General features: G+C 42.5%; 22 protein-coding genes. 9 read left to right on the forward strand and 13 right to left on the reverse strand.

The window, feature by feature from the left end:
- Positions 1-19 precede the first annotated feature (19 nt).
- The 3 genes from dapA to ACW6NC_RS08460 all read right to left on the reverse strand — a co-directional run bounded on the left by dapA (position 20) and on the right by ACW6NC_RS08460 (position 2229).
- The gene (gene dapA / locus ACW6NC_RS08450; RefSeq protein WP_457865182.1) at positions 20-895 is read right to left on the reverse strand and encodes a 4-hydroxy-tetrahydrodipicolinate synthase; all 876 of its coding nucleotides are present in this window, start codon (positions 893-895) and stop codon (positions 20-22) included.
- 2 nt (positions 896-897) lie between these two features.
- Positions 898-1398, reverse strand: coding sequence for a DUF6913 domain-containing protein (locus tag ACW6NC_RS08455; protein WP_457865183.1), 501 nt, complete (start codon positions 1396-1398; stop codon positions 898-900).
- 132 nt (positions 1399-1530) lie between these two features.
- On the reverse strand, positions 1531-2229 hold the full coding sequence (locus ACW6NC_RS08460; RefSeq protein WP_457865185.1) for a hypothetical protein: 699 nt from the start codon (positions 2227-2229) through the stop codon (positions 1531-1533).
- Between the two features lie 165 nt (positions 2230-2394).
- Between ACW6NC_RS08460 and ACW6NC_RS08465 the strand changes: the two genes are divergently transcribed.
- Positions 2395-3159, forward strand: coding sequence for a 5'-nucleotidase C-terminal domain-containing protein (locus ACW6NC_RS08465; RefSeq protein ID WP_457865187.1), 765 nt, complete (start codon positions 2395-2397; stop codon positions 3157-3159).
- 3 nt (positions 3160-3162) lie between these two features.
- Positions 3163-4071 (forward strand): bifunctional metallophosphatase/5'-nucleotidase, encoded by a 909-nt coding sequence (locus ACW6NC_RS08470; RefSeq protein ID WP_457865189.1) that lies wholly within the window; start codon positions 3163-3165, stop codon positions 4069-4071.
- A 78-nt stretch (positions 4072-4149) separates the two neighbouring features.
- Here the strand turns inward: ACW6NC_RS08470 and ligA are convergent, their stop codons facing one another.
- The 5 genes from ligA to ACW6NC_RS08495 are packed head-to-tail and all read right to left on the reverse strand — an operon-like array spanning position 4150 to position 8846.
- On the reverse strand, positions 4150-6144 hold the full coding sequence (ligA, locus tag ACW6NC_RS08475; protein WP_457865191.1) for an NAD-dependent DNA ligase LigA: 1995 nt from the start codon (positions 6142-6144) through the stop codon (positions 4150-4152).
- A gap of 18 nt (positions 6145-6162) precedes the next feature.
- Positions 6163-6834, reverse strand: a complete 672-nt coding sequence (locus tag ACW6NC_RS08480; protein ID WP_457865193.1) for a VOC family protein — start codon at positions 6832-6834, stop codon at positions 6163-6165.
- Between the two features lie 13 nt (positions 6835-6847).
- Positions 6848-7456 carry an LOG family protein gene (locus tag ACW6NC_RS08485; RefSeq protein ID WP_457865195.1) on the reverse strand — a complete coding sequence of 203 codons (609 nt, stop codon included), beginning with the start codon at positions 7454-7456 and terminating at the stop codon, positions 6848-6850.
- 15 nt (positions 7457-7471) lie between these two features.
- Positions 7472-8323 (reverse strand): peptide chain release factor N(5)-glutamine methyltransferase, encoded by an 852-nt coding sequence (prmC, locus tag ACW6NC_RS08490; RefSeq protein ID WP_457865197.1) that lies wholly within the window; start codon positions 8321-8323, stop codon positions 7472-7474.
- Positions 8324-8360: 37 nt separating this feature from the next.
- Positions 8361-8846: a GNAT family N-acetyltransferase gene (locus ACW6NC_RS08495; RefSeq protein ID WP_457865198.1), complete on the reverse strand. Its 486-nt coding sequence runs from the start codon at positions 8844-8846 to the stop codon at positions 8361-8363.
- A 27-nt stretch (positions 8847-8873) separates the two neighbouring features.
- Here ACW6NC_RS08495 and ribD point away from each other — a divergent pair, with 27 nt between their 5' ends.
- Genes ribD through ACW6NC_RS08515 form a run of 4 tightly spaced genes read left to right on the forward strand, consistent with a single transcriptional unit; the run spans position 8874 to position 11996 of the window.
- Entirely contained in the window at positions 8874-9917 is a 1044-nt protein-coding gene (ribD, locus tag ACW6NC_RS08500; RefSeq protein ID WP_457865200.1) for a bifunctional diaminohydroxyphosphoribosylaminopyrimidine deaminase/5-amino-6-(5-phosphoribosylamino)uracil reductase RibD, read from the forward strand.
- Complete coding sequence (locus tag ACW6NC_RS08505; protein WP_457865201.1) at positions 9910-10518, forward strand: HAD family hydrolase; 609 nt, start codon at positions 9910-9912, stop codon at positions 10516-10518. The genes ribD and ACW6NC_RS08505 overlap by 8 nt, the downstream gene beginning before the upstream one ends.
- Positions 10515-11387, forward strand: coding sequence for an EamA family transporter (locus ACW6NC_RS08510; RefSeq protein WP_457865203.1), 873 nt, complete (start codon positions 10515-10517; stop codon positions 11385-11387). The genes ACW6NC_RS08505 and ACW6NC_RS08510 overlap by 4 nt, the downstream gene beginning before the upstream one ends.
- Positions 11388-11996, forward strand: a complete 609-nt coding sequence (locus tag ACW6NC_RS08515) for an IMPACT family protein (protein WP_457865205.1) — start codon at positions 11388-11390, stop codon at positions 11994-11996.
- On the opposite strand, the gene ACW6NC_RS08520 is transcribed toward ACW6NC_RS08515, so the two are convergent.
- A complete protein-coding gene (locus ACW6NC_RS08520; RefSeq protein ID WP_457865207.1) occupies positions 11993-12391 on the reverse strand; it encodes an acyl-CoA thioesterase in 399 nt (132 codons plus the stop codon). The two genes, ACW6NC_RS08515 and ACW6NC_RS08520, sit on opposite strands and share 4 nt — an antisense overlap.
- Before the next feature lie 207 nt (positions 12392-12598).
- On the opposite strand from ACW6NC_RS08520, the gene dnaA reads away from it, so the two are divergent.
- From dnaA to ACW6NC_RS08535, 3 genes are read left to right on the forward strand one after another with little or no spacing between them, the layout of a single operon-like run.
- A complete protein-coding gene (gene dnaA / locus ACW6NC_RS08525) occupies positions 12599-14026 on the forward strand; it encodes a chromosomal replication initiator protein DnaA (protein ID WP_457865208.1) in 1428 nt (475 codons plus the stop codon).
- An 11-nt stretch (positions 14027-14037) separates the two neighbouring features.
- Positions 14038-14505 (forward strand): low molecular weight protein-tyrosine-phosphatase, encoded by a 468-nt coding sequence (locus ACW6NC_RS08530; RefSeq protein WP_457865210.1) that lies wholly within the window; start codon positions 14038-14040, stop codon positions 14503-14505.
- The gene (locus tag ACW6NC_RS08535; RefSeq protein WP_457865211.1) at positions 14505-15236 is read left to right on the forward strand and encodes an SAM-dependent methyltransferase; all 732 of its coding nucleotides are present in this window, start codon (positions 14505-14507) and stop codon (positions 15234-15236) included. The genes ACW6NC_RS08530 and ACW6NC_RS08535 overlap by 1 nt, the downstream gene beginning before the upstream one ends.
- Here ACW6NC_RS08535 and ACW6NC_RS08540 read toward each other — a convergent pair.
- The 4 genes from ACW6NC_RS08540 to dapF all read right to left on the reverse strand — a co-directional run bounded on the left by ACW6NC_RS08540 (position 15233) and on the right by dapF (position 18449).
- On the reverse strand, positions 15233-15892 hold the full coding sequence (locus ACW6NC_RS08540; RefSeq protein WP_457865212.1) for a peptidoglycan-binding protein LysM: 660 nt from the start codon (positions 15890-15892) through the stop codon (positions 15233-15235). The two genes, ACW6NC_RS08535 and ACW6NC_RS08540, sit on opposite strands and share 4 nt — an antisense overlap.
- A 210-nt stretch (positions 15893-16102) precedes the next feature.
- The gene (gene mltG, locus ACW6NC_RS08545; RefSeq protein WP_457865214.1) at positions 16103-17146 is read right to left on the reverse strand and encodes an endolytic transglycosylase MltG; all 1044 of its coding nucleotides are present in this window, start codon (positions 17144-17146) and stop codon (positions 16103-16105) included.
- The gene (locus ACW6NC_RS08550) at positions 17146-17670 is read right to left on the reverse strand and encodes a GNAT family N-acetyltransferase (RefSeq protein WP_457865215.1); all 525 of its coding nucleotides are present in this window, start codon (positions 17668-17670) and stop codon (positions 17146-17148) included. Before ACW6NC_RS08550 ends, mltG begins: the two co-directional genes overlap by 1 nt.
- Positions 17658-18449 (reverse strand): diaminopimelate epimerase, encoded by a 792-nt coding sequence (gene dapF / locus ACW6NC_RS08555; RefSeq protein WP_457865216.1) that lies wholly within the window; start codon positions 18447-18449, stop codon positions 17658-17660. The genes ACW6NC_RS08550 and dapF overlap by 13 nt, the downstream gene beginning before the upstream one ends.
- Positions 18450-18523 lie beyond the last annotated feature (74 nt).

Genomic DNA, 18523 nt, shown 5'->3' on the forward strand with positions numbered 1-18523 from the left:
GCGGGGGATTTTATTATCATTAAAAGTTATCTACAAATTCATTTATCCGCTGAGTTAATCCATTAGAAGCACCAACTAATGGAAGCCGCAACATATTTTGACAGTAACCTTTTTTATGAAGAAGTGCTTTGATCCCTGCCGGATTACCTTCGGCGAAAATCATATTAATGGAAGGCGCAATTTTATAATGCAATTGATAAGCCTCCTTTGCCTTTCCCTGGATTCCTAAAGAAACCATTTCTGAAAATTCCTTCGGGAGTCCCTGGCCAATCACAGAAATCACCCCTTTTCCTCCGGCAAGCACCATGGGTAAGGTGAGCATATCGTCACCTGAGATCACCAGAAAATTTTCAGGAACCACCGAAATGAGTTCCATGGCCTGAACGATATCTCCTGCTGCTTCTTTAACCCCTATTACATTGGGAAAATCACGGGCTATACGATTTACCGTTTGAGGCAGGATATTGGATGCGGTTCTGCCGGGTACATTGTATAGAATAACTGGCAAGGGCGAGGCCTGGGCAATTACTTTAAAATGCTGGTAAATCCCTTCCTGTGTCGGTTTATTATAATATGGAGACACCGATAAAATCGCTGAAAAGCCATCCACATTAGCTGTTTTGAGGTCTCTTGCAAGCTCCATGGTATTATTCCCACCGGCTCCCAGGACCAGGGGAAGACGTCCCGCATTCTTTGCTACAATCGTAGTTTTTATCAGTTCTTTTTCCTGTTTGCTAAGGCAAGCACTTTCTGCGGTAGTCCCAAGTACTACCAGGTAATCAACATTGTTTTCAATCTGGTTTTCCACCAGGCTTTCCAGGGCTTCCACATCAACCGAATAATCTTCCCTGAACGGGGTAATAAGAGCCACCCCGGTACCAACAAATTCCTTCATTTCTATTTATCCTCCTTTAAAATTTTTAAATATTTGATCAATTCTTCCGTAAAGACCGCGGGATTATTCCCATCGTATATACTGAGATTAACTGCCTTTTCTTCAAACCTTCCTGCCGAAATGGGAGCTGATATGACCTCCCTTAAAAACAGGGCTTTTGGATTGTGTTTTTCAGTATAGCTTAAAACAAGATTCGGACCAGAGGTGATGATCTCCTTAAGGTCCGGGTTTTTAATCCTACCACCCAGGGTAATATCCTTCCACTGAAAACCAACGGCCTCTTCCCTGGTACTGACACCATTATTACAGAAAACCTGGTAAAAGTTTTCTTCCGGGATACCGAGTTCTTCTTTAAGCCTTCCTGTGTATTTTAATATTCCCTCTCCAGAGTGATCATAAAGCAAAACCAATCCTTTGTACTTTTCGGCCCTCGAGCCACTCTTTTGGGGCTCTCCAGCTTTAAGCCGTTTCCTGGCCAGGTAGATATTTAAAGATTTCAGCAATACAATTCTTTTCGGGCGGACAAATGTAACTAATTATACAAACAGCGAAATGCTTTTAAGGCCTTTCGAAATAAGGAATCTTCCATTTTTAACAGCTTTATTTTTTTTGTAAAAATAAATACAGAAAAGCAATCAAATCATATGCAGGAGCCTGAGTTTTTTCTCCGGGGTCACAAAGAATAGGAAGGAAAAGACAATAGCTACAAACCTCAACAGGTTTCCTAGCACGACCACAACGGTATCTCTTAGGTAAAATTCGCCCATATCCCTAAAAACATCAGCAAAAATAAAGGCCAGGACCAGGGTGATAAAATAAATGGACTTCCGGGAGTAAGAGTTCAGATAAAAGACAAGGGCTATAGCGCCAAAGACCAGGAGGTTTAAATAGTACAGTACATACATCACATACTCCACCTGGCTGCTTATATGAAGTTCAAGTTGTAACAAATGCTCCAGGAGTAAATAGGCATTCAGCAGTACCACCAGTAAAAAATAGCCAAGCATGTATTTACTGGCTTGTTCTCTTTTGATATAATGCAGGGCCTCTCTGCCCAGAAAAATATAAGCCGACATAAAACAGATCAGCCCAGCGGTTTTGTAATACCAGCTTTCCTCCAGACTCCCAGCGATAATAGCCACCAGGGAAAAACCACAAAAAGCCACCAGGTTTATATTAGAAAGCTTGAGCTTTTTAAAATAAAAAACAAAAAGTGGCAGAAAGAAGAACAATCCAGATCCTATAACGGCATAAGCAGAACCGGAAACCACTCCATAAATATTTAAGAGGGCCAGAAAAAATAAGCAACAAATAAGAAGGGCTTGAAATTTCATTGTGAATTCATTGCGATAAATATAATAAAGTTTCCTATTTATTGCATGATCAGATAGTACTTTACGAAAAACACCTTAAAAACCACTGACCAACTGCCCTGATCTATCCTTGCTGAAGAAATAACTTTAAATAACTCTTTATCTTTGCGGAAAATATTTCAGTAAATGATCGCTCTAAAAAATATTGGTATTCTCGCTTTGGGTCTGCTTGCTTTAAGTTCATGTAAGACAAGGGATCTTCGCCCCACATCGATAGAAGGAAAAAGAATAGCTATAGACAGTAAGCTGCAAGGCGATAAAGCCATTGCGGAATTCATTGAGCCCTACAGGCAACACCTCAATAAAACCCTGGATAGTAGCCTGGCCTATAACCCAAGGAGCATGAATAAAAACCAGGGAACCCTTAATACCGCTCTCGGAAATATGATGGCCGATATTGTGAAGGAACAGGCCGGACCGATTTTCAGAAGCCGTACCGGAAACCAGATCGATATGGTCCTGCTTAATAAAGGAGGTATCCGCTCAGGCTTAAATAAGGGAAATGTCAATGCCCGAAGTGCTTACGCCTTGATGCCATTTGAAAATGAGATCGTCATTGCAGAACTTTCCGCAGATAAGATCAGGGAAATGCTTGATTACCTCGAACGAGCCAAAACCGCACATCCGGTCAGTGGCATTGAGATTGAGATGGACAGTAGTTATAAGATCACTTCGGCAAAAATTCAAGGGGAGGAAATAGACCCAGGTCGCACTTATTTTGTGGCTACTTCAGATTATTTGCAACAAGGAGGTGATCGCATGAATTTCTTTAAAGATCCTGTGGCACTATATCAGGTGGACTATAAAATACGCAATGCACTGATTGATTACTTCAAGAAGACAGATACTATAAGAGCGCAACAAGACCAAAGGTTCATCAGAAAAAATTAGGAAATGAAAAGACGAAATTTTATTCAACAAACAACGGCTGCAACGGCTTTTGTCGGTCTAGGGGGACTCTCATCCATGGCAATGACGCCAGGGTCTAAAAAGCATATTACCATCTTACATACCAATGATGTCCATAGTCACATTGAACCCTTTGGACCTGATGATGAACGCAATCCTAATATGGGTGGGGTAGCCCGAAGAGCCACCTTAATTGAGAGCATCAGGCAAGAGAATCCCAATACCCTGTTGCTGGATGCCGGTGATATTTTCCAGGGAACTCCATACTTTAATTTTTACGGAGGGGAACTGGAATTTAAGCTGATGAGCAAAATGAAATATGATGCCGCTACCATTGGAAACCACGATTTCGATAATGGCATAGAAGGCCTGTATGCCCAGCTTCCCCATGCAACATTCAATTTTATTTCTTCCAACTATGATTTTAGCAATACCGTTATGGATGGACATACCCATTTGTTTAAAACCTTTAACAGGGACGGGGTTAAAATAGGCGTTTTTGGATTGGGAGTAGCACTGGAAGGGTTGGTACCTAAAAAGCTCTACAAGGAAACCAGGTATCTGGATCCAATAGCGATCGCCCAGGACATGAGCCGAACACTTAAAGAAGAACAGCATTGCGACCTGGTGATTTGCCTATCCCATTTGGGGTATGAGTATCAGCACGATAAAGTTTCAGATCTTAAACTGGCGCGCTCCACTGAAAATATTGACCTGATCATAGGCGGGCACACCCATACTTTTTTGGATAGACCGACACTAGAGACTAACGCGGCCGGCAAAAAAGTACTGGTGAACCAGGTGGGCTGCTATGGCCTCTACCTGGGAAGGATTGATTTTTACCTGGATCACAAAAACAATATTGAAGCTGATGGGCTCAAAATCGAGGTTTAATTTTCGGCTATTTCTCTAAGCAGCCAAAAACCCGATGTGACTAAAAGGAATCTGGAAATTTCAGTTCCCTGAGTTCGTTTAAGATAACATCTTGAGGAATTCCTCCTCCGAAATTATAGTTGTACCTAGTTTTTCGGCTTTGGCGAGTTTACTGGGCCCCATATTTTCTCCGGCCACCAGGTAATTGGTCTTTCCTGAGATAGAACCTGCAACCTTTCCCCCATTGTCTTCTATCATTTTCTTTAGTTCATTTCGGGACACCTTCTCGAAAACTCCGGAGATTACGAAAGTATTTCCTGAAAGCTTATCGGTATGATTGGCCAGTAATTCAGGATCGATTTCAAGTTGCACTCCATAGTCTTTTAACCTGGAAATTATCTGCCTGTTCTCCTGGGAAGAAAAGAACTCCCTGACACTCCGGGCGATGCTTTCTCCAATTTCGTCGATCCCGACCAGGTCCTCTTCCGAAGCCTCCATCAGGGCATCGATACTTTTATAATGCTTCGCGAGCTTTTTGGCTACCGTTTCTCCAACATAACGTATACCCAGTGCGAATAAGGTTCTTTCAAAAGGAATCTCCTTTGATCTTTCAATACCCTTGATCAGGTTTTCAGCCGATTTATCGGCCATGCGTTCCAAGGGCAGAATATCGTCTTTTTTTAGGGTATAAAGGTCGGCATAATTCTCTATAAGATTTGCATTTACAAGTAAGGCCACGGTTTCTCCTCCAAGGCCTTCAATATCCATGGCTTTCCTGGAAATATAATGTTGAATACGCCCTATTATCTGGGGTGGACAGCCATTATAATTAGGACAATAGTGCTGCGCCTCTCCTTCTTTTCTTATTAGTTTGGTCCCACACTCAGGACAATGTTCTGCATAGGTCGTTTCAGGGGTCTTGGGATCCCGTTTGGTAAAATCCACGCCTACAATCTTAGGAATGATCTCCCCTCCTTTTTCCACAAAAACCGTATCGCCTTCCCTGATATCCAGTTTAGCGATCTGATCAGCATTATGCAAAGAGGCTCGCTTAACCACAGTTCCCGCAAGCTTAACCGGCTCAAGATTTGCCACTGGTGTGATCGCCCCGGTTCGTCCTACCTGGTAGGTTATCTTTTTAAGTTTGGTGGTTTCCTGTTCTGCCTTAAACTTATAGGCTATAGCCCAGCGCGGTGATTTAGCGGTATAACCGAGTTCTTCCTGCTGGTGCAGATCGTTCACTTTTATGACCACTCCATCTGTCTCATAGGGCAGGTCGTGACGATGAATATCCCAGTAATTAATATAATCCAGAACCTCCCCGATATTGTTCTTCAATTCAGCTTCCCCTGGAACTTTAAAGCCCCAGCTCCTGGCTTTCTCCAAAGATTCAAAATGTGTTTTTGCCGGGTTTTTCTCAGTGACCATGGAATAAAGCAGGCAGTCCAGAGGTCTTTTAGCTACTTCAGAGCTATCCTGGAGCTTAAGACTCCCGGAGGCTGTATTCCTGGGGTTTGCATAGGGTTCCTCCCCGGCCTCTACCCGCTCAGCATTCATCCTGGCAAAACCTTCATAAGGCAGCACGATCTCCCCCCGAATATCGAAACGCTCAGGATAATCCCCTTTTAGTTTAAGGGGAATCGACCGGATTGTCCGGACATTATTACTTACATCATCACCCTGAAATCCATCCCCCCGGGTCAAGGCTTGTTTAAATTTCCCATTCTCGTAAGTAAGGCTTATGGAAGCTCCGTCATACTTCAACTCGCAAACATATTCCACTTTCCCATCGATAAGCTTTTTTACCCTTTTTTCCCAGTCTTCCAGTTCCTCCTGCGAATAAGAGTTGGAAAGGGAGTACATCCGGTACTGGTGAACCACCGTCTCAAAAATCTTGGTTACCGCCCCGCCAACACGCCGGGTGGGTGAACTCGGGTCGTCAAACTCAGGGTATTGTTCTTCGAGTTCCTGCAGCTGCTTGAGCTTCATATCGAAATCATAATCGCTTATTTCCGGCTTATCCAGCACGTAATAGAGGTGATTATGATGATTTAATTCTTCGCGTAACTGCCTGATCTTCTCTTCAGTGGTCATATAAAATCTTAAATGTTTTTATGGGGATACCGCCTTTAAACGATCCTCTTCAAAAGTTAACTTATATTTTTTTTCTCCGACAGTGAATTCCACAAGGAATTCTGCGGGATAGGCTTTATCATCGTTAGGAAACCAGTCCTTTTTGTTTCGGTCTATGGTAATTAGCAAGCCCTTATCATCTCCAATAGCACAGAATCGCTCGAAATCCCCATCATACTTTTCCAGCCCAAAATGGGCGTTGAGAAAATTGAATTTTTCCCTTACCTGAGTAGTTCCTATTCCTACCTCAGCAAGGCCTAGAATACTTTCTTCTGAAAACAAGGCAGATTGAGGCTTGTTGAAGTCTCCACGGGAAATAAATTCAAGGATATTATTATCGGCATCATAGAAATACAGGGATTTAGCATTCCAGGCGCTAAAGTCTATAATCTCCTTATTATTATGAGCTATGGCCGGCACACGCTCTTTTACCCATTGGAGGGCCTGCTGATGCTGATTATCTGGAATATGAAAGGCGATGTGATAAGGCTTAGCATCCTTTTTATACCTGAATTCAAGCAGGCTATACCCGATTTGAACTTCAAAATTTTCACGGGAATTTTGCTTCACCTCAAGGCCGAGGGTTTCACGATAAAAACGCAACTGCTCATTAAAATTTAAAGTATACAATTGGAGTTTACGGATTTTCATCTTTTGATTTTTTTCAGGTCTGCGTCTTATTTATCCATTTGGGTACCGGTAAAGGCTTAAAATTATACATTTTCTCCAAAAGTTCCTCGATATCCTCAGCGATAAGTAACATATCGAAGTGCTCTTTCTTTAAAAGCTCTTTATCCACCATGGTTCTCAGCATTGCTATCAAATGATCATAAAAGCCATTGATATTTAACAGGCCTATCGGGTTGGTGTGAAGACCGAGTTGACCCCAGGTAATGATCTCGAATAATTCCTCAAAAGTCCCAAAGCCACCGGGCAAGGCAATAAAAGCATCGCTGAGCTCTTGCATTTTTAACTTCCGCTCGTGCATATCCCGTGTGGTAATAAGCCTGCTTACTCCCGGATGCACGACTTCCTTTGTTTTAAGAAAATGGGGAATGACCCCGATTACCTTCCCGTTATGATCAAGACTTCCTTCGGCCACTCTTCCCATAAGGCCAAGCTTACTGCCGCCAAAGACCAGGTTTAAATTTCTTTGGGCTATCATTTTGCCTAAGCGATAGGATTCCTCTGAAATGACCCTATCATTTCCTTCACTGCTGGCACAAAAGACAGCGATACTGTTCAGGGAATTTTCTTTTTCTATGGGTTCCAAATAACTATTATTTTTTTAGCGTTCTTTTACGCCTTTCAACATTCTGTAATTTCCGTAAATATCCTTTCGAAGCTCAGTGTTAAAACCAAGATCCTCAAGCAATCGTTCAGTTTCTGCCCCCAGGTACTGGTTGATCTCAAAATAAAGTTTACCGCCAGGTCTAAGATTTCTATAGGCCAGCAAAGCGATCTTTCGGTAAAAAATAAGAGGATCATCATCCCTTACATACAAGGCAGCCGGAGGCTCATAATCCAGTACATTTAATTGCATATGCTCCTTTTCCAGTTCCCTGACATAAGGCGGATTGGAGACGATAAGATCAAAATCCTGCTCCAGGGTTTGCAGTTTCAGTACATCGCTTTGCCTGAAATCGATAACTACTTTGTGAGTTTGGGCATTCATCCTGGCCGTATCCAGGGCTTTGGAAGAAATATCCATGGCGAAAATTTCTGCACCTGGGAGATTTTTTGCCAGGCTTATCGCTATACAACCACTCCCTGTTCCTATATCCAGAACCTTTGTTGGTTTGCCACCTAATTCGAGATCATCCAGAATCCATTGCACAAGCTCCTCGGTTTCGGGTCGTGGCACCAGCACATCTTTATTTACCTGAAATGGCAAACCAAAGAATTCGGTTTGTCCAAGGATATGCTGAATGGGTTCGTGATTTAAAAGGCGTTGCCTGGCACTTTTAAACTTGGCAAGATCAGACTCGCTGATCTCCTTATCCCGTTGAAGGGCGATCTGCAACCTGCTCATGTCCAGGTATGCCTGGGTGAGCAATCCAAAAAATGAATTGGCCTCCTCACAGGGATATACTTTGGTGAGTGCTGCCAGAAATGATTGTTTTAATTCCGAAATGGTCAAATTCCTTGTATTTTCATGTCTTTGCCCATAGGCATCATTAAATCGCTCTGATCATCCACATGGTACAATTATAATGGCCCGTATTCCCCATAGGGGCTTCCAGGGATTTAAAACCGCTTTTTTGATAGAGTTTACGAGCATTCTCCATATAGGGAAGGGTCTCAATATAACACTTTTCAAAAGCCTGGGAACCGGCAAATTTAAGACAGGTATCCATCATTTGTGCGCCAAGCCCTTTGCCTCTGGCCTGGGGCAGGAAATACATCTTTTGTAATTCACAGACCTTCTCTTCAAGTCCTGCCAGGGGAGCAATTCCCGCTCCACCAATGATTTCCCCATCACTTTCCAGGACAAAATAATTCATCCTCGGGTGTTGATAGGTGCCATACATATCATCAAGAGCTTTGTCTTCATAGGCAGTACCGACTTTAGGCACTCCCATCTCCACAAGTACTTTACGCACCACTTCGGCGACCTGCTTATTATCCTCGGGTTTAATTTCCCTTATTTTAAAACTACTCATTCTTGTTATAAATCCTATTTTTGCGGGGTGAATATACACGAAAAATACATAAAAAGATGCATCCAACTGGCTCAAAACGGACGGGGCACTACCTATCCCAATCCTATGGTTGGAAGCGTGATCGTATACCAGGACAAGATCATAGGTGAGGGCTGGCATCGCTATGCAGGGGAACCCCACGCAGAGGTCCTGGCCATTAATGCAGTCCAGGATCAGGCCTTATTAAAGGATAGCACTATTTATGTAAGTCTGGAGCCCTGTAGCCATTATGGAAAGACTCCGCCCTGCAGTGACCTTATCATTGCCAAAGGCATAAGAAAAGTAGTCATTGGCAGCGTTGATCCTTTTTCAGAAGTTTCCGGGCGAGGAATTAAAAAACTGTTAGAAGCAGGCTGTAAGGTTAAGGTGGGCGTCCTGGAAGATCAGTGCCAGTGGCTCAACAGACGTTTTTTTACCTATCACCAACAAAGGCGACCCTATATAATTTTGAAATGGGCCCAGAGTCAGGATGCTTTTATAGCCCCTGAAAAGCAGGAGAAACGGGAACCGGTTTGGATCACCAATCCCCACTCCAATCAACTTGTGCATAAGTGGCGCAGCCAGGAACAAAGTATAATGGTTGGCACTCAAACTGCGGTGGCCGATAACCCAAAACTTAGTACCCGACTGTGGGATGGACCGGATCCGGTCAGGATAGCTCTGGATCGCCAGCTCAGGATTCCGAGGGACTCTGCTTTGTTTGATGGCAGCATAAAGACCATTATCATCACCGAAAACAATCATAAAATTCCCGCTGAAGATAACCTTATTTTTGAATCCATTGATTTCCAGGGTGATATCCCTAGGGAGATCTGTGAAGTCCTGTACCGACATCAGATCCAATCGGTGATCATCGAAGGAGGCGCTAAGACGCTACAGACTTTTATCGATGCAGGATTATGGGATGAGGCCAGGGTCTTTACCGGCAAAACCCAACTTAAAAAAGGCATTAAAGCCCCTGTCTTTTCGGGAAAGATAATTTCAGAAAAAGACATCGAAAGCGATAACCTGAAAATTTACACTAATGATTAAAGCCATCATCTTCGATTTTGGAGACGTTTTTATCAACCTTGACAAACCCGCAACAATGCGCGAGATGCGTAAACACCGCATTGAAGATTTAACCGAAGAGATCCTGGATCTCAACAGGGAATACGAAAAAGGTTTGATAAGCTCAGCGGAATTTATAAACGCCTACAACACGGAATTCGAGCAACTGGAAAAAGAGATTTTTGTGAATTCCTGGAATGCGATCTTAATCGATTTTCCCGAATACCGCTATCAGTTTCTGAAAAAGGTCGCTAAGGAGAAGGATTTTAAGCTCATTTTGTTAAGCAATACCAATGAGATCCATATAGACTGGGTCAAGGAAAATGTCCCATTCTTCGAGGATTTTAAAGCCTGTTTCGATGCCTTCTACCTCTCTCATGAGATCAACTTAAGGAAACCGGATGCAGCGATCTATGAGTTCGTCCTCAAAAAACACGGTCTCCAACCGAAGGAATGCCTTTTTATCGATGATACTACCGAAAACACTGAGGCCGCTTCAGCCCTGGGTATTCACACCTGGAATATTGAACCGACCCGGGAAGATGTCATAGACCTTTTCACTGCAAAAAAGGAACTGTTTTGATCTACCTGCTGCTGAGCATTCTTTCTTCGACCATTATTTTTGTGGTCTTTAAACTGTATCAGCACTACGGGGTGAATACCCTCCAGGCCATTATCGTCAATTATTTTATCGCCTGTGCGGTGGGTTGGATCGGTTATATTGAAAGCACTAATGACCTGGTAAGGATCCCTACCGAGACCTGGTTCCCGGGATCACTCCTTCTGGGCGGGCTTTTCATAAGTGTATTTTATCTTGCCGCAATGACCACCCAACGCAGTGGGATGGCCGTGGTATCTATCGCTTCGAAAATGTCTGTAGCACTTCCGGTATTCTTCGGAATCTTCATTTATAATGAAAGCACCGGTTTTCTAAAACTCTTAGGGATCGTTTTGGCCCTGGCAGCTGTTTACCTGAGTTCGATAAAGAAAAAAGAAGGGCTTAAGATCAAAAAGAAAAACCTGATCTTTCCTTTCCTTGTATTTTTAGGTAGTGGGATCATAGATACCAGCCTTAATTATCTGGAAAATTTCTATGTATCCCAAACAGATGTAGGTTTGTTTTCTACCAGTATTTTTGCAGTAGCAGGCATAATCGGCACCCTCATAATCATGGTCCAGGCAATCTCAGGGAAACTGAACCTGAGCTGGAAAAGCCTGGTAGGGGGAATCGCTTTGGGGATACCAAATTATTTTTCCATCTATTTTCTGGTAATGGCACTGCGTAGTCCGGGGTTTGAGAATTCCGTACTATTCACCCTGAACCACGTGGGTATTGTGCTGGCCTCCACCCTTGTGGGTATAATTTTCTTTAAGGAGGTTCTACTAAGAAAAAACTGGATCGGTCTGGTTTTAGCGATAATTAGTATATTATTAGTGGCAAATTCCCAATAAATGAAGGATACCTACAAAACCATTACCAAGGCCTCACCTGAAGTCCTTTTTAAGGACAGGAATTCAAAGTTTTTCGGATATGCTTTTCCGGTAAGGACAGAAGAAGAGATCAATGCACACCTGGAGGAATTAAAGAGCAAGCATCATAAGGCACGCCACTGGTGTTATGCCTGGCAGCTTGGCAAGGAGGAAATTCACTATCGGGCCAATGATGACGGGGAACCATCAAACTCAGCGGGTATGCCCATTTACGGTCAGATCCAATCTTTTGAGGTGACTGATATCTTAATTGTTGTGGTCCGTTATTTTGGTGGAGTAAAGCTCGGGGTAGGCGGGCTAATTAACGCCTACAAAACCGCTGCTCAGATGGCCCTGGAATCCTCCAGGATAATCACCAGGACTATTGACAAGGTTTTTGAAATAAAATTCGATTACCCGGAAATGAACACGGTGATGCGCATCATTAAGGAAAATGACCTCAATATCATCGATCAAAAACTCGAACTGGATTGCCGAATCCTTATTTCAGTAAGAAAAAAAGAGGCTGAAAGTATTTTTGATAAATTCAACACCACTTATAAGGTCGAGATAAAACGGCTGGAAGACTAATTTTTTAATTGATCAAGGATATACTCAGGACACCTAACCGGACGTCTGGTTTTTGAATCCATAAACACCAAAATTGTGGAAGCCTGGGTAAGTAATTCACCCTTTTGGTTGTACAGCTCATACCCAAATTCAATTTTAACATTTGGAAGCTTTTTAAGCCGGGTTATAATTTCCAGTTCATCGCCAAAGTAAGCCGGTTTTACAAAGCGAAATTCCATGGAATACACCGGTAACATCATCCCGTTTTCTTCCATGGACCGATAGGATATTCCGAGTTGCTCTAACCACTCAATGCGAGCAATTTCAAGGTATTGCGCATAATTACCGTGATGCACCACCCCCATTTGATCGGTCTCGGCATATCGCACTTTAACAAAACTTGTATGGCTTTTCATAAAGAATTAATAGGTTAATCGGGTAAGGTTTTGTACTTTCATAAGCGGATTTAAGTATGCATAAAATTTTCTTAAAATTCAAGCCTAAAATGGTTTTTTTTTTACATTTTTTGTTCACATATTTGTTCCACCAAGATCGGGAAGCTTAAACACTTTCGATCGCCATTTGTAACTATCTACTAACCCATAAATAACGTACAATAAAGCATGTCGGAAACTGCGCAATCAGTTTGGAATAGCTGTCTGGCTTTTATACAAGATAACATCACCCCTCAGGCCTATAAGACATGGTTTGAGCCTATACAAGCCGTAAAACTTACCGATTGTGCGTTGAGCATACAGGTGCCTTCCAAATTTTTCTATGAATGGCTTGAAGAGCATTATGTAAAGCTTCTGAAAGTTTCCCTTACCCGGGAATTGGGAGAAAAAGCAAAACTGGTATATGTTATCAAAATGGAGAACACTTATGGCAATAAGCTCCCTTTTACAGAGAAAATTCCAAGTACCCAAAGATCCAATATGGCATCTCAGGAAGTAGATGTTCCCATTAAAAACAAAAACCCGGAATTAAAGAATCCTTTTGTGATCCCCGGAATAAGGAATGTTAAGATCGAGTCTCAGTTAAATCCGAGTTATAATTTCGAGAACTTCCTGGAAGGTGATTCCAACAGGCTGGCAAGGTCTGCTGGGATGGCAGTAGCCAATAAACCCGGAGGCACTTCATTTAACCCGCTCCTTATCTTTGGAGGGGTCGGACTGGGAAAAACCCATTTAGGGCACGCCATAGGCGTTCAGATAAAGGATAAATATCCAGAAAAGACCGTGCTGTATATTTCTGCGGAAAAATTCACCCAGCAGTATATCGAATCGGTTAAAAAGAATAACAGGAATGATTTCATTCATTTTTACCAGATCATCGATGTTCTTATTGTAGATGATATTCAATTGCTTTCAGGGAAAGCGGGTACCCAGGATGTGTTTTTCCATATTTTCAATCACCTGCATCAAAATGGAAAACAGGTCATCCTGACCAGTGATAAAGCACCTGTAGATATGCAGGATATTGAACAACGATTGCTTTCCAGGTTTAAATGGGGACTTTCTGCAGAACTGCAGCATCCGGATTTTGAAACCCGCGTTTCTATCATAAAGAACAAGCTCTATCGGGATGGTGTGGAAATGCCAGAAGACATCGTCGAGTTCCTGGCCAATAATATCAAAACCAACATCAGGGAGCTCGAAGGCGCCATAATTTCACTGATTGCACACTCCTCTTTCAATAAAAAAGATATTACCCTGGAGCTTGCCAAAAAGATTGTGGATAATTACGTCAAAAACACCAAGCGGGAAGTTTCCATTGATTATATCCAAAAAGTGGTCAGCGATTATTTCCAGATGGATGTACAGACCCTGCAATCTAAAACCAGAAAACGCCATATTGTTCAAGCCAGGCAATTGGCGATGTTCTTTGCAAAGAAATATACCAAAGCTTCTTTGGCCAGTATAGGTTCTCAGATTGGAAAACGCGACCATGCTACGGTGTTACACGCATGTAAAACGGTAGATAACCTGGCTACGACCGACAAACAGTTCAAAAAATTTGTGGAAGACCTAAGCAAAAAGCTTACGGTATAAAAAGAATTCTTATGAAAACCAAGGTATTAATGGTGTGCCTGGGCAATATTTGCAGATCACCCCTAGCCGAAGGTATTCTTAAATCTAAAGTTGACCGGGAAAACGTTCATGTGGATTCCGCGGGTACAGGAGACTATCATATCGATGAATTACCTGACAAAAGATCGATTTCTGTAGCCAGAAAATATGATCTTGATATCACCGACCAGCGAGGGAGGCAATTCAGTGTTTCTGATTTTGACACCTATGATCATATCTATGTAATGGACAATTCCAATTATGAAAATGTTATTGCCCTGGCTCGCAATGAGGAAGATAAAGAAAAGGTCCAGCTCATTCTCGACGAAATTTTTCCAGGCGAAAACGTAGATGTACCTGACCCTTATTTCGGTGGGGATCACGGGTTCGAAAACGTTTACCAAATGCTTGACGAGGCTTGTGAGCAAATTGCGCGCAAACTAGACAGTAATACACAATAATGGCTGAAGGCCCTTTTAAATATTCGGGCAGGTTATTTTTAATTCCTACTACCCTGGGAAATGAAAATCCACTTGAAGTACTCCCCGAGAAAGTAAAAGAGGTCCTGGATGGCCTTAACGATCTCATCGTTGAAAATGAAAAGACGGCGCGAAGACACATAAAGCAGCTCCTCCCGCAGAAAAGCCAGCAGGCTTTGAATTTACACAGCCTCAATAAATTCACCGAGCCTACCGCATTGCCTGGATTCCTCGAAGCCTGCAAAGCGGGTCGGGACATGGGTCTGATGAGTGAGGCGGGTTGCCCGGGCGTTGCAGATCCCGGGGCAGAAATCGTAAAAATAGCGCATCGGGAAGGCATCAGGGTGGTTCCCCTGGTTGGCCCTTCTTCGATCCTCCTGGCCATGATGGCCAGCGGGATGAACGGTCAAAGCTTTAGTTTTCATGGTTATCTTCCCATCGATAAAAAGGCCCGTAAACAGGAAATCAAATTTCTGGAACGACTTTCTGCAGAAAAAAATCAGGCACAGCTATTTATTGAAACACCTTATCGCAATAATAAAATGCTGGAAGACCTGGTTCAGCATCTTCATCCGGCTACAAGAATCTGTGTGGCCTGTGACCTCACTTTAGCTTCGGAATTCGTAATAACCAAAACGGCATCGGAGTGGAGGCAAACAAAAACAGACCTTCATAAAAGGCCTGCTATTTTTATTATTCAGAAAGAGTTTTAAGTCCGCGTGGGCTGAACAACGGCTTTAGCACGCCTTTCGGGCTTAACAAAAGAAGTATCATATCCCCCGAAACGTTTCATATAATTCCTGATACTGGTTCCAAAGGCATCACTAAATGCCTGTGCTCCCCAACTTCTCAGGTATTTCTTAACACTGCCAGGCCCTGCAAGGTGCGCTGCAGCCAAAATCCCTGATTCGGTTACCTCCACCCCATTGATCACCTTGCCTTCAAAACGAGCGATATCCCTAATGAGAATCCATTTATTCCGGGAAGCATTCGCATAAAAGGCAGCTTCCTGTAACTCTGGAGAATTAAGGAATTCAGTTTGATTGTAAATACCGATTAATTCAAGGGTACCTTTTCCAAACTGGTATTTTCCCATATACCCGTACTTATTCACCACACTGTAGCTCCCTCCTGATTCCTTAAAGCCTACAGCTTCTTTAAAGCCGAGGTAGGAATTACCAAGAATAGGCAGGTCAGCAAGTACTTCAGGGGTTTCGGTTTCGGGTTCCTCGGATGAGACCGTATAATCCAAATCCAGATCCGAGGTGGAGAACATCTCCAGGTTTGCAGCTTTTTTGGTTGAAAAGCTAAAAAACATACTGCCTGCTAAAACAGGCAAGATTGAAAATTTTGCAATTTTCCTTCTCATTACATTTGGTTTCTGAAGAGACCACGCTTATGCTTCTTTTAAGACATAAACCCCCTTCAAATTCGCCGGGCAAATGTACAACAATTTTTAATAATTTGATATACAGCCTGTTAATCAATTCACAAAAGATTAGCTTAGATTAACAGGACCCTAAGATTCTTGTTATTAAGGAGTTATAGTAATCTTAAAAAAAATTAAGTTGGGAAATCTTTAACGCCTGATGCCCTGTTTATTGATCCAGCGTACATATTCCTGCTTATTTCGGTTATGTTGCGCCAGGGTTTTTGCAAATTTATGATAGCCCATATTCTGAACATCAGCTACGAAAAAATAATATTCATGGTCTTCGTAATTTAAGACGGCATCGATGGAAGAAATATCCGGCATAGCTATCGGTCCGGGAGGCAATTCCCGGTACAAATAAGTGTTATACGGGGAGTCCAGGCTCAGGTCCTTATACAATACCCGTTTTATAATGGTATCGAAATTTTGATTTTCATGCTTGATGGCATAGATCACAGTTGGGTCAGCATCGAGTTTCCAGCCGTTCTTATAACGATTCATATACACCCCGGCCACCCTTGGCCGTTCGTCTACTTTTGCGGTTTCCTTCTGAACTATTGAAGCTATCACTGTTACTTCATTAGGAGAAAGCCCCATGGCCTCGGCTTTCTCTTTTCTTTCAGGAGTCCAGAACCGCTCATACTCCCGGTGCATGCGGCTTCGAAATTCTTCTGCAGAGGTATTCCAGAAAAACTCATACTTATTGGGGATATACATGGCCAGGGCCTGAGCTTTGGTGAAATCATGTTCTTTTAAAAAGGACTCCTCCTTAAAAGCTGCAATTAAACTGGAGGAATCGGCCTCGATCTGGGTAGCTATTCTACCCGCGAGATTTTCCAGACGTTCCTGATTATTAAAGGTTACGTTAATGGGCTTATTGCGTGAGCGAAGGGTATTAACCAGCTCGTTATTGTTCATATTTTTTTCCAACACATAACGTCCAGCTCTAATATTATCAGCATATCCCTTTTTCCTGGCTACCACATCAAAGGTTTCGATATTCTTAACCAAAGGCCTTATACTATCGATAACCGTGGAATAATCAGCCCCGGTAGGAATATAAACTACGGCCTGCCTATCAGAAAAATCGGTATTGGAAGAAAAAATGCTGGTATAAATATAATAGCTGAATCCGGCCAAGGCTATAACTCCCAGAATAGCGATGGCAATGAGTATTTTTTTAATGTACATTATTTATTTATAAGTTGATAGAGGGCTTCATCTTTATACTGGTTGTTGACAAAAATCCAGTCTTTTTTTACACCAACCCGAGTGAATCCCAGGCTTTCGAATAATTTCACACTGGCCTGGTTGTCCGTAGTAACATTGGCGTAAACCTGGTGTAATGCCAGATGCTTAAAACTGTAATCACAGATAAGAGCTATACTTTCGGCTCCATAGCCTTTCTTCCGGTCTTCCGGATTGGCAATTAGAATTCCTATGGCAGCTCTTTTGTCCTTAGGTTCCAGATCAAAAAGATCTATAAGCCCAACCGCTTTATGATCATAATTGCAAATAACGAGCCTAAGCTGTTTTACTTCATAGATATCCCGATGCGCATTCTCGAGGTACTTTTTTATCATATACCTTGAATATGGGGACTGTGTAGCACTTACCACCCAGAAATCCTCGTTATTCTCGACTTTGTGAACAAAATCAAGATCTTCCGGCTCCAGGGCCCTGAGGTATATCTTTTCTCCTTTTAAGGTTTGCATTCTATTTCTCCTTTAAAAACCTGAGTGGCAGGCCCTGTTAACCACACTTCATTATACCTATCTCCCTCTTTTTTAAAGGAAACACTCAGTGTTCCTCCCTGGGTTTGCAGCTTCACGCTTTCTCCAGCAGCACGATTAGAAGCACTCGCCGCAATAGCTACCGCGGTCACCCCGGTCCCACAGGAAAGGGTTTCATCTTCTACCCCCCGCTCATAGGTACGGACCTTATACTCATGCTCACTTAACTGTTCTACAAAATTCACATTCGTTCCTTTTTCCCGGTATAAAGAATTATAACGGATAGCAGCACCTTGCTTTTTTATATCCAAAGAATCAATAGCCTTAGTAAATTCGATATAATGCGGGGAACCAGTATCGAGGAATAAGGCCTCCCCTACCTGCTCAATGACCTTTACATCCTGCATTTGCAAACTTACCAGTCCATTATTAAGGCTGGCTTTATGAGGTCCGTCAATGGCGGTGAATTTAGCTTTGTCCTCAATGATCCCAAGGTGATTTGCAAAAGCCACCAGGCAGCGTCCTCCATTGCCACACATACTGCTTTGGTTACCGTCGGCATTATAATAAACCATTTTGAAATCATCATCCTTTTGGTCAGGATTTTCAAGGAGCATCAATCCGTCAGCACCGATGCCAAATTTTCGGTCACATAAGAAATTGACCAGATTGGTATTGTTTTTGGGGAAAAATAGGGTACGGTTATCGATAACGACAAAATCATTACCGGTGCCCTGATATTTAAAGAATTCAAGTGTCATTTGTAGCAACTAAAAGGATACAAATATACAATAAAACAGCGGATTTTTTCCCCTGTTAAATGGCAGTTAAAAAC

The sequence above is a fragment of the Salegentibacter profundi genome, from assembly GCF_054121475.1.

Coding starts and splice junctions, on each gene's coding strand:
- ACW6NC_RS08495 (WP_457865198.1), bottom strand. CDS start 8,846: ATGAGTAGTTTTAAAATAAGGGAAATTAAACCCGAGGATAATAAGCAG.
- ACW6NC_RS08470 (WP_457865189.1), top strand. CDS start 3,163: ATGAAAAGACGAAATTTTATTCAACAAACAACGGCTGCAACGGCTTTT.
- ACW6NC_RS08535 (WP_457865211.1), top strand. CDS start 14,505: ATGGCTGAAGGCCCTTTTAAATATTCGGGCAGGTTATTTTTAATTCCT.
- ACW6NC_RS08465 (WP_457865187.1), top strand. CDS start 2,395: ATGATCGCTCTAAAAAATATTGGTATTCTCGCTTTGGGTCTGCTTGCT.
- dnaA (WP_457865208.1), top strand. CDS start 12,599: ATGTCGGAAACTGCGCAATCAGTTTGGAATAGCTGTCTGGCTTTTATA.
- ACW6NC_RS08460 (WP_457865185.1), bottom strand. CDS start 2,229: ATGAAATTTCAAGCCCTTCTTATTTGTTGCTTATTTTTTCTGGCCCTC.
- ligA (WP_457865191.1), bottom strand. CDS start 6,144: ATGACCACTGAAGAGAAGATCAGGCAGTTACGCGAAGAATTAAATCAT.
- dapF (WP_457865216.1), bottom strand. CDS start 18,449: ATGACACTTGAATTCTTTAAATATCAGGGCACCGGTAATGATTTTGTC.
- ACW6NC_RS08515 (WP_457865205.1), top strand. CDS start 11,388: ATGAAGGATACCTACAAAACCATTACCAAGGCCTCACCTGAAGTCCTT.
- ACW6NC_RS08530 (WP_457865210.1), top strand. CDS start 14,038: ATGAAAACCAAGGTATTAATGGTGTGCCTGGGCAATATTTGCAGATCA.
- ACW6NC_RS08480 (WP_457865193.1), bottom strand. CDS start 6,834: ATGAAAATCCGTAAACTCCAATTGTATACTTTAAATTTTAATGAGCAG.
- ACW6NC_RS08520 (WP_457865207.1), bottom strand. CDS start 12,391: ATGAAAAGCCATACAAGTTTTGTTAAAGTGCGATATGCCGAGACCGAT.
- ACW6NC_RS08540 (WP_457865212.1), bottom strand. CDS start 15,892: ATGAGAAGGAAAATTGCAAAATTTTCAATCTTGCCTGTTTTAGCAGGC.
- ACW6NC_RS08505 (WP_457865201.1), top strand. CDS start 9,910: ATGATTAAAGCCATCATCTTCGATTTTGGAGACGTTTTTATCAACCTT.
- mltG (WP_457865214.1), bottom strand. CDS start 17,146: ATGTACATTAAAAAAATACTCATTGCCATCGCTATTCTGGGAGTTATA.
- ACW6NC_RS08550 (WP_457865215.1), bottom strand. CDS start 17,670: ATGCAAACCTTAAAAGGAGAAAAGATATACCTCAGGGCCCTGGAGCCG.
- dapA (WP_457865182.1), bottom strand. CDS start 895: ATGAAGGAATTTGTTGGTACCGGGGTGGCTCTTATTACCCCGTTCAGG.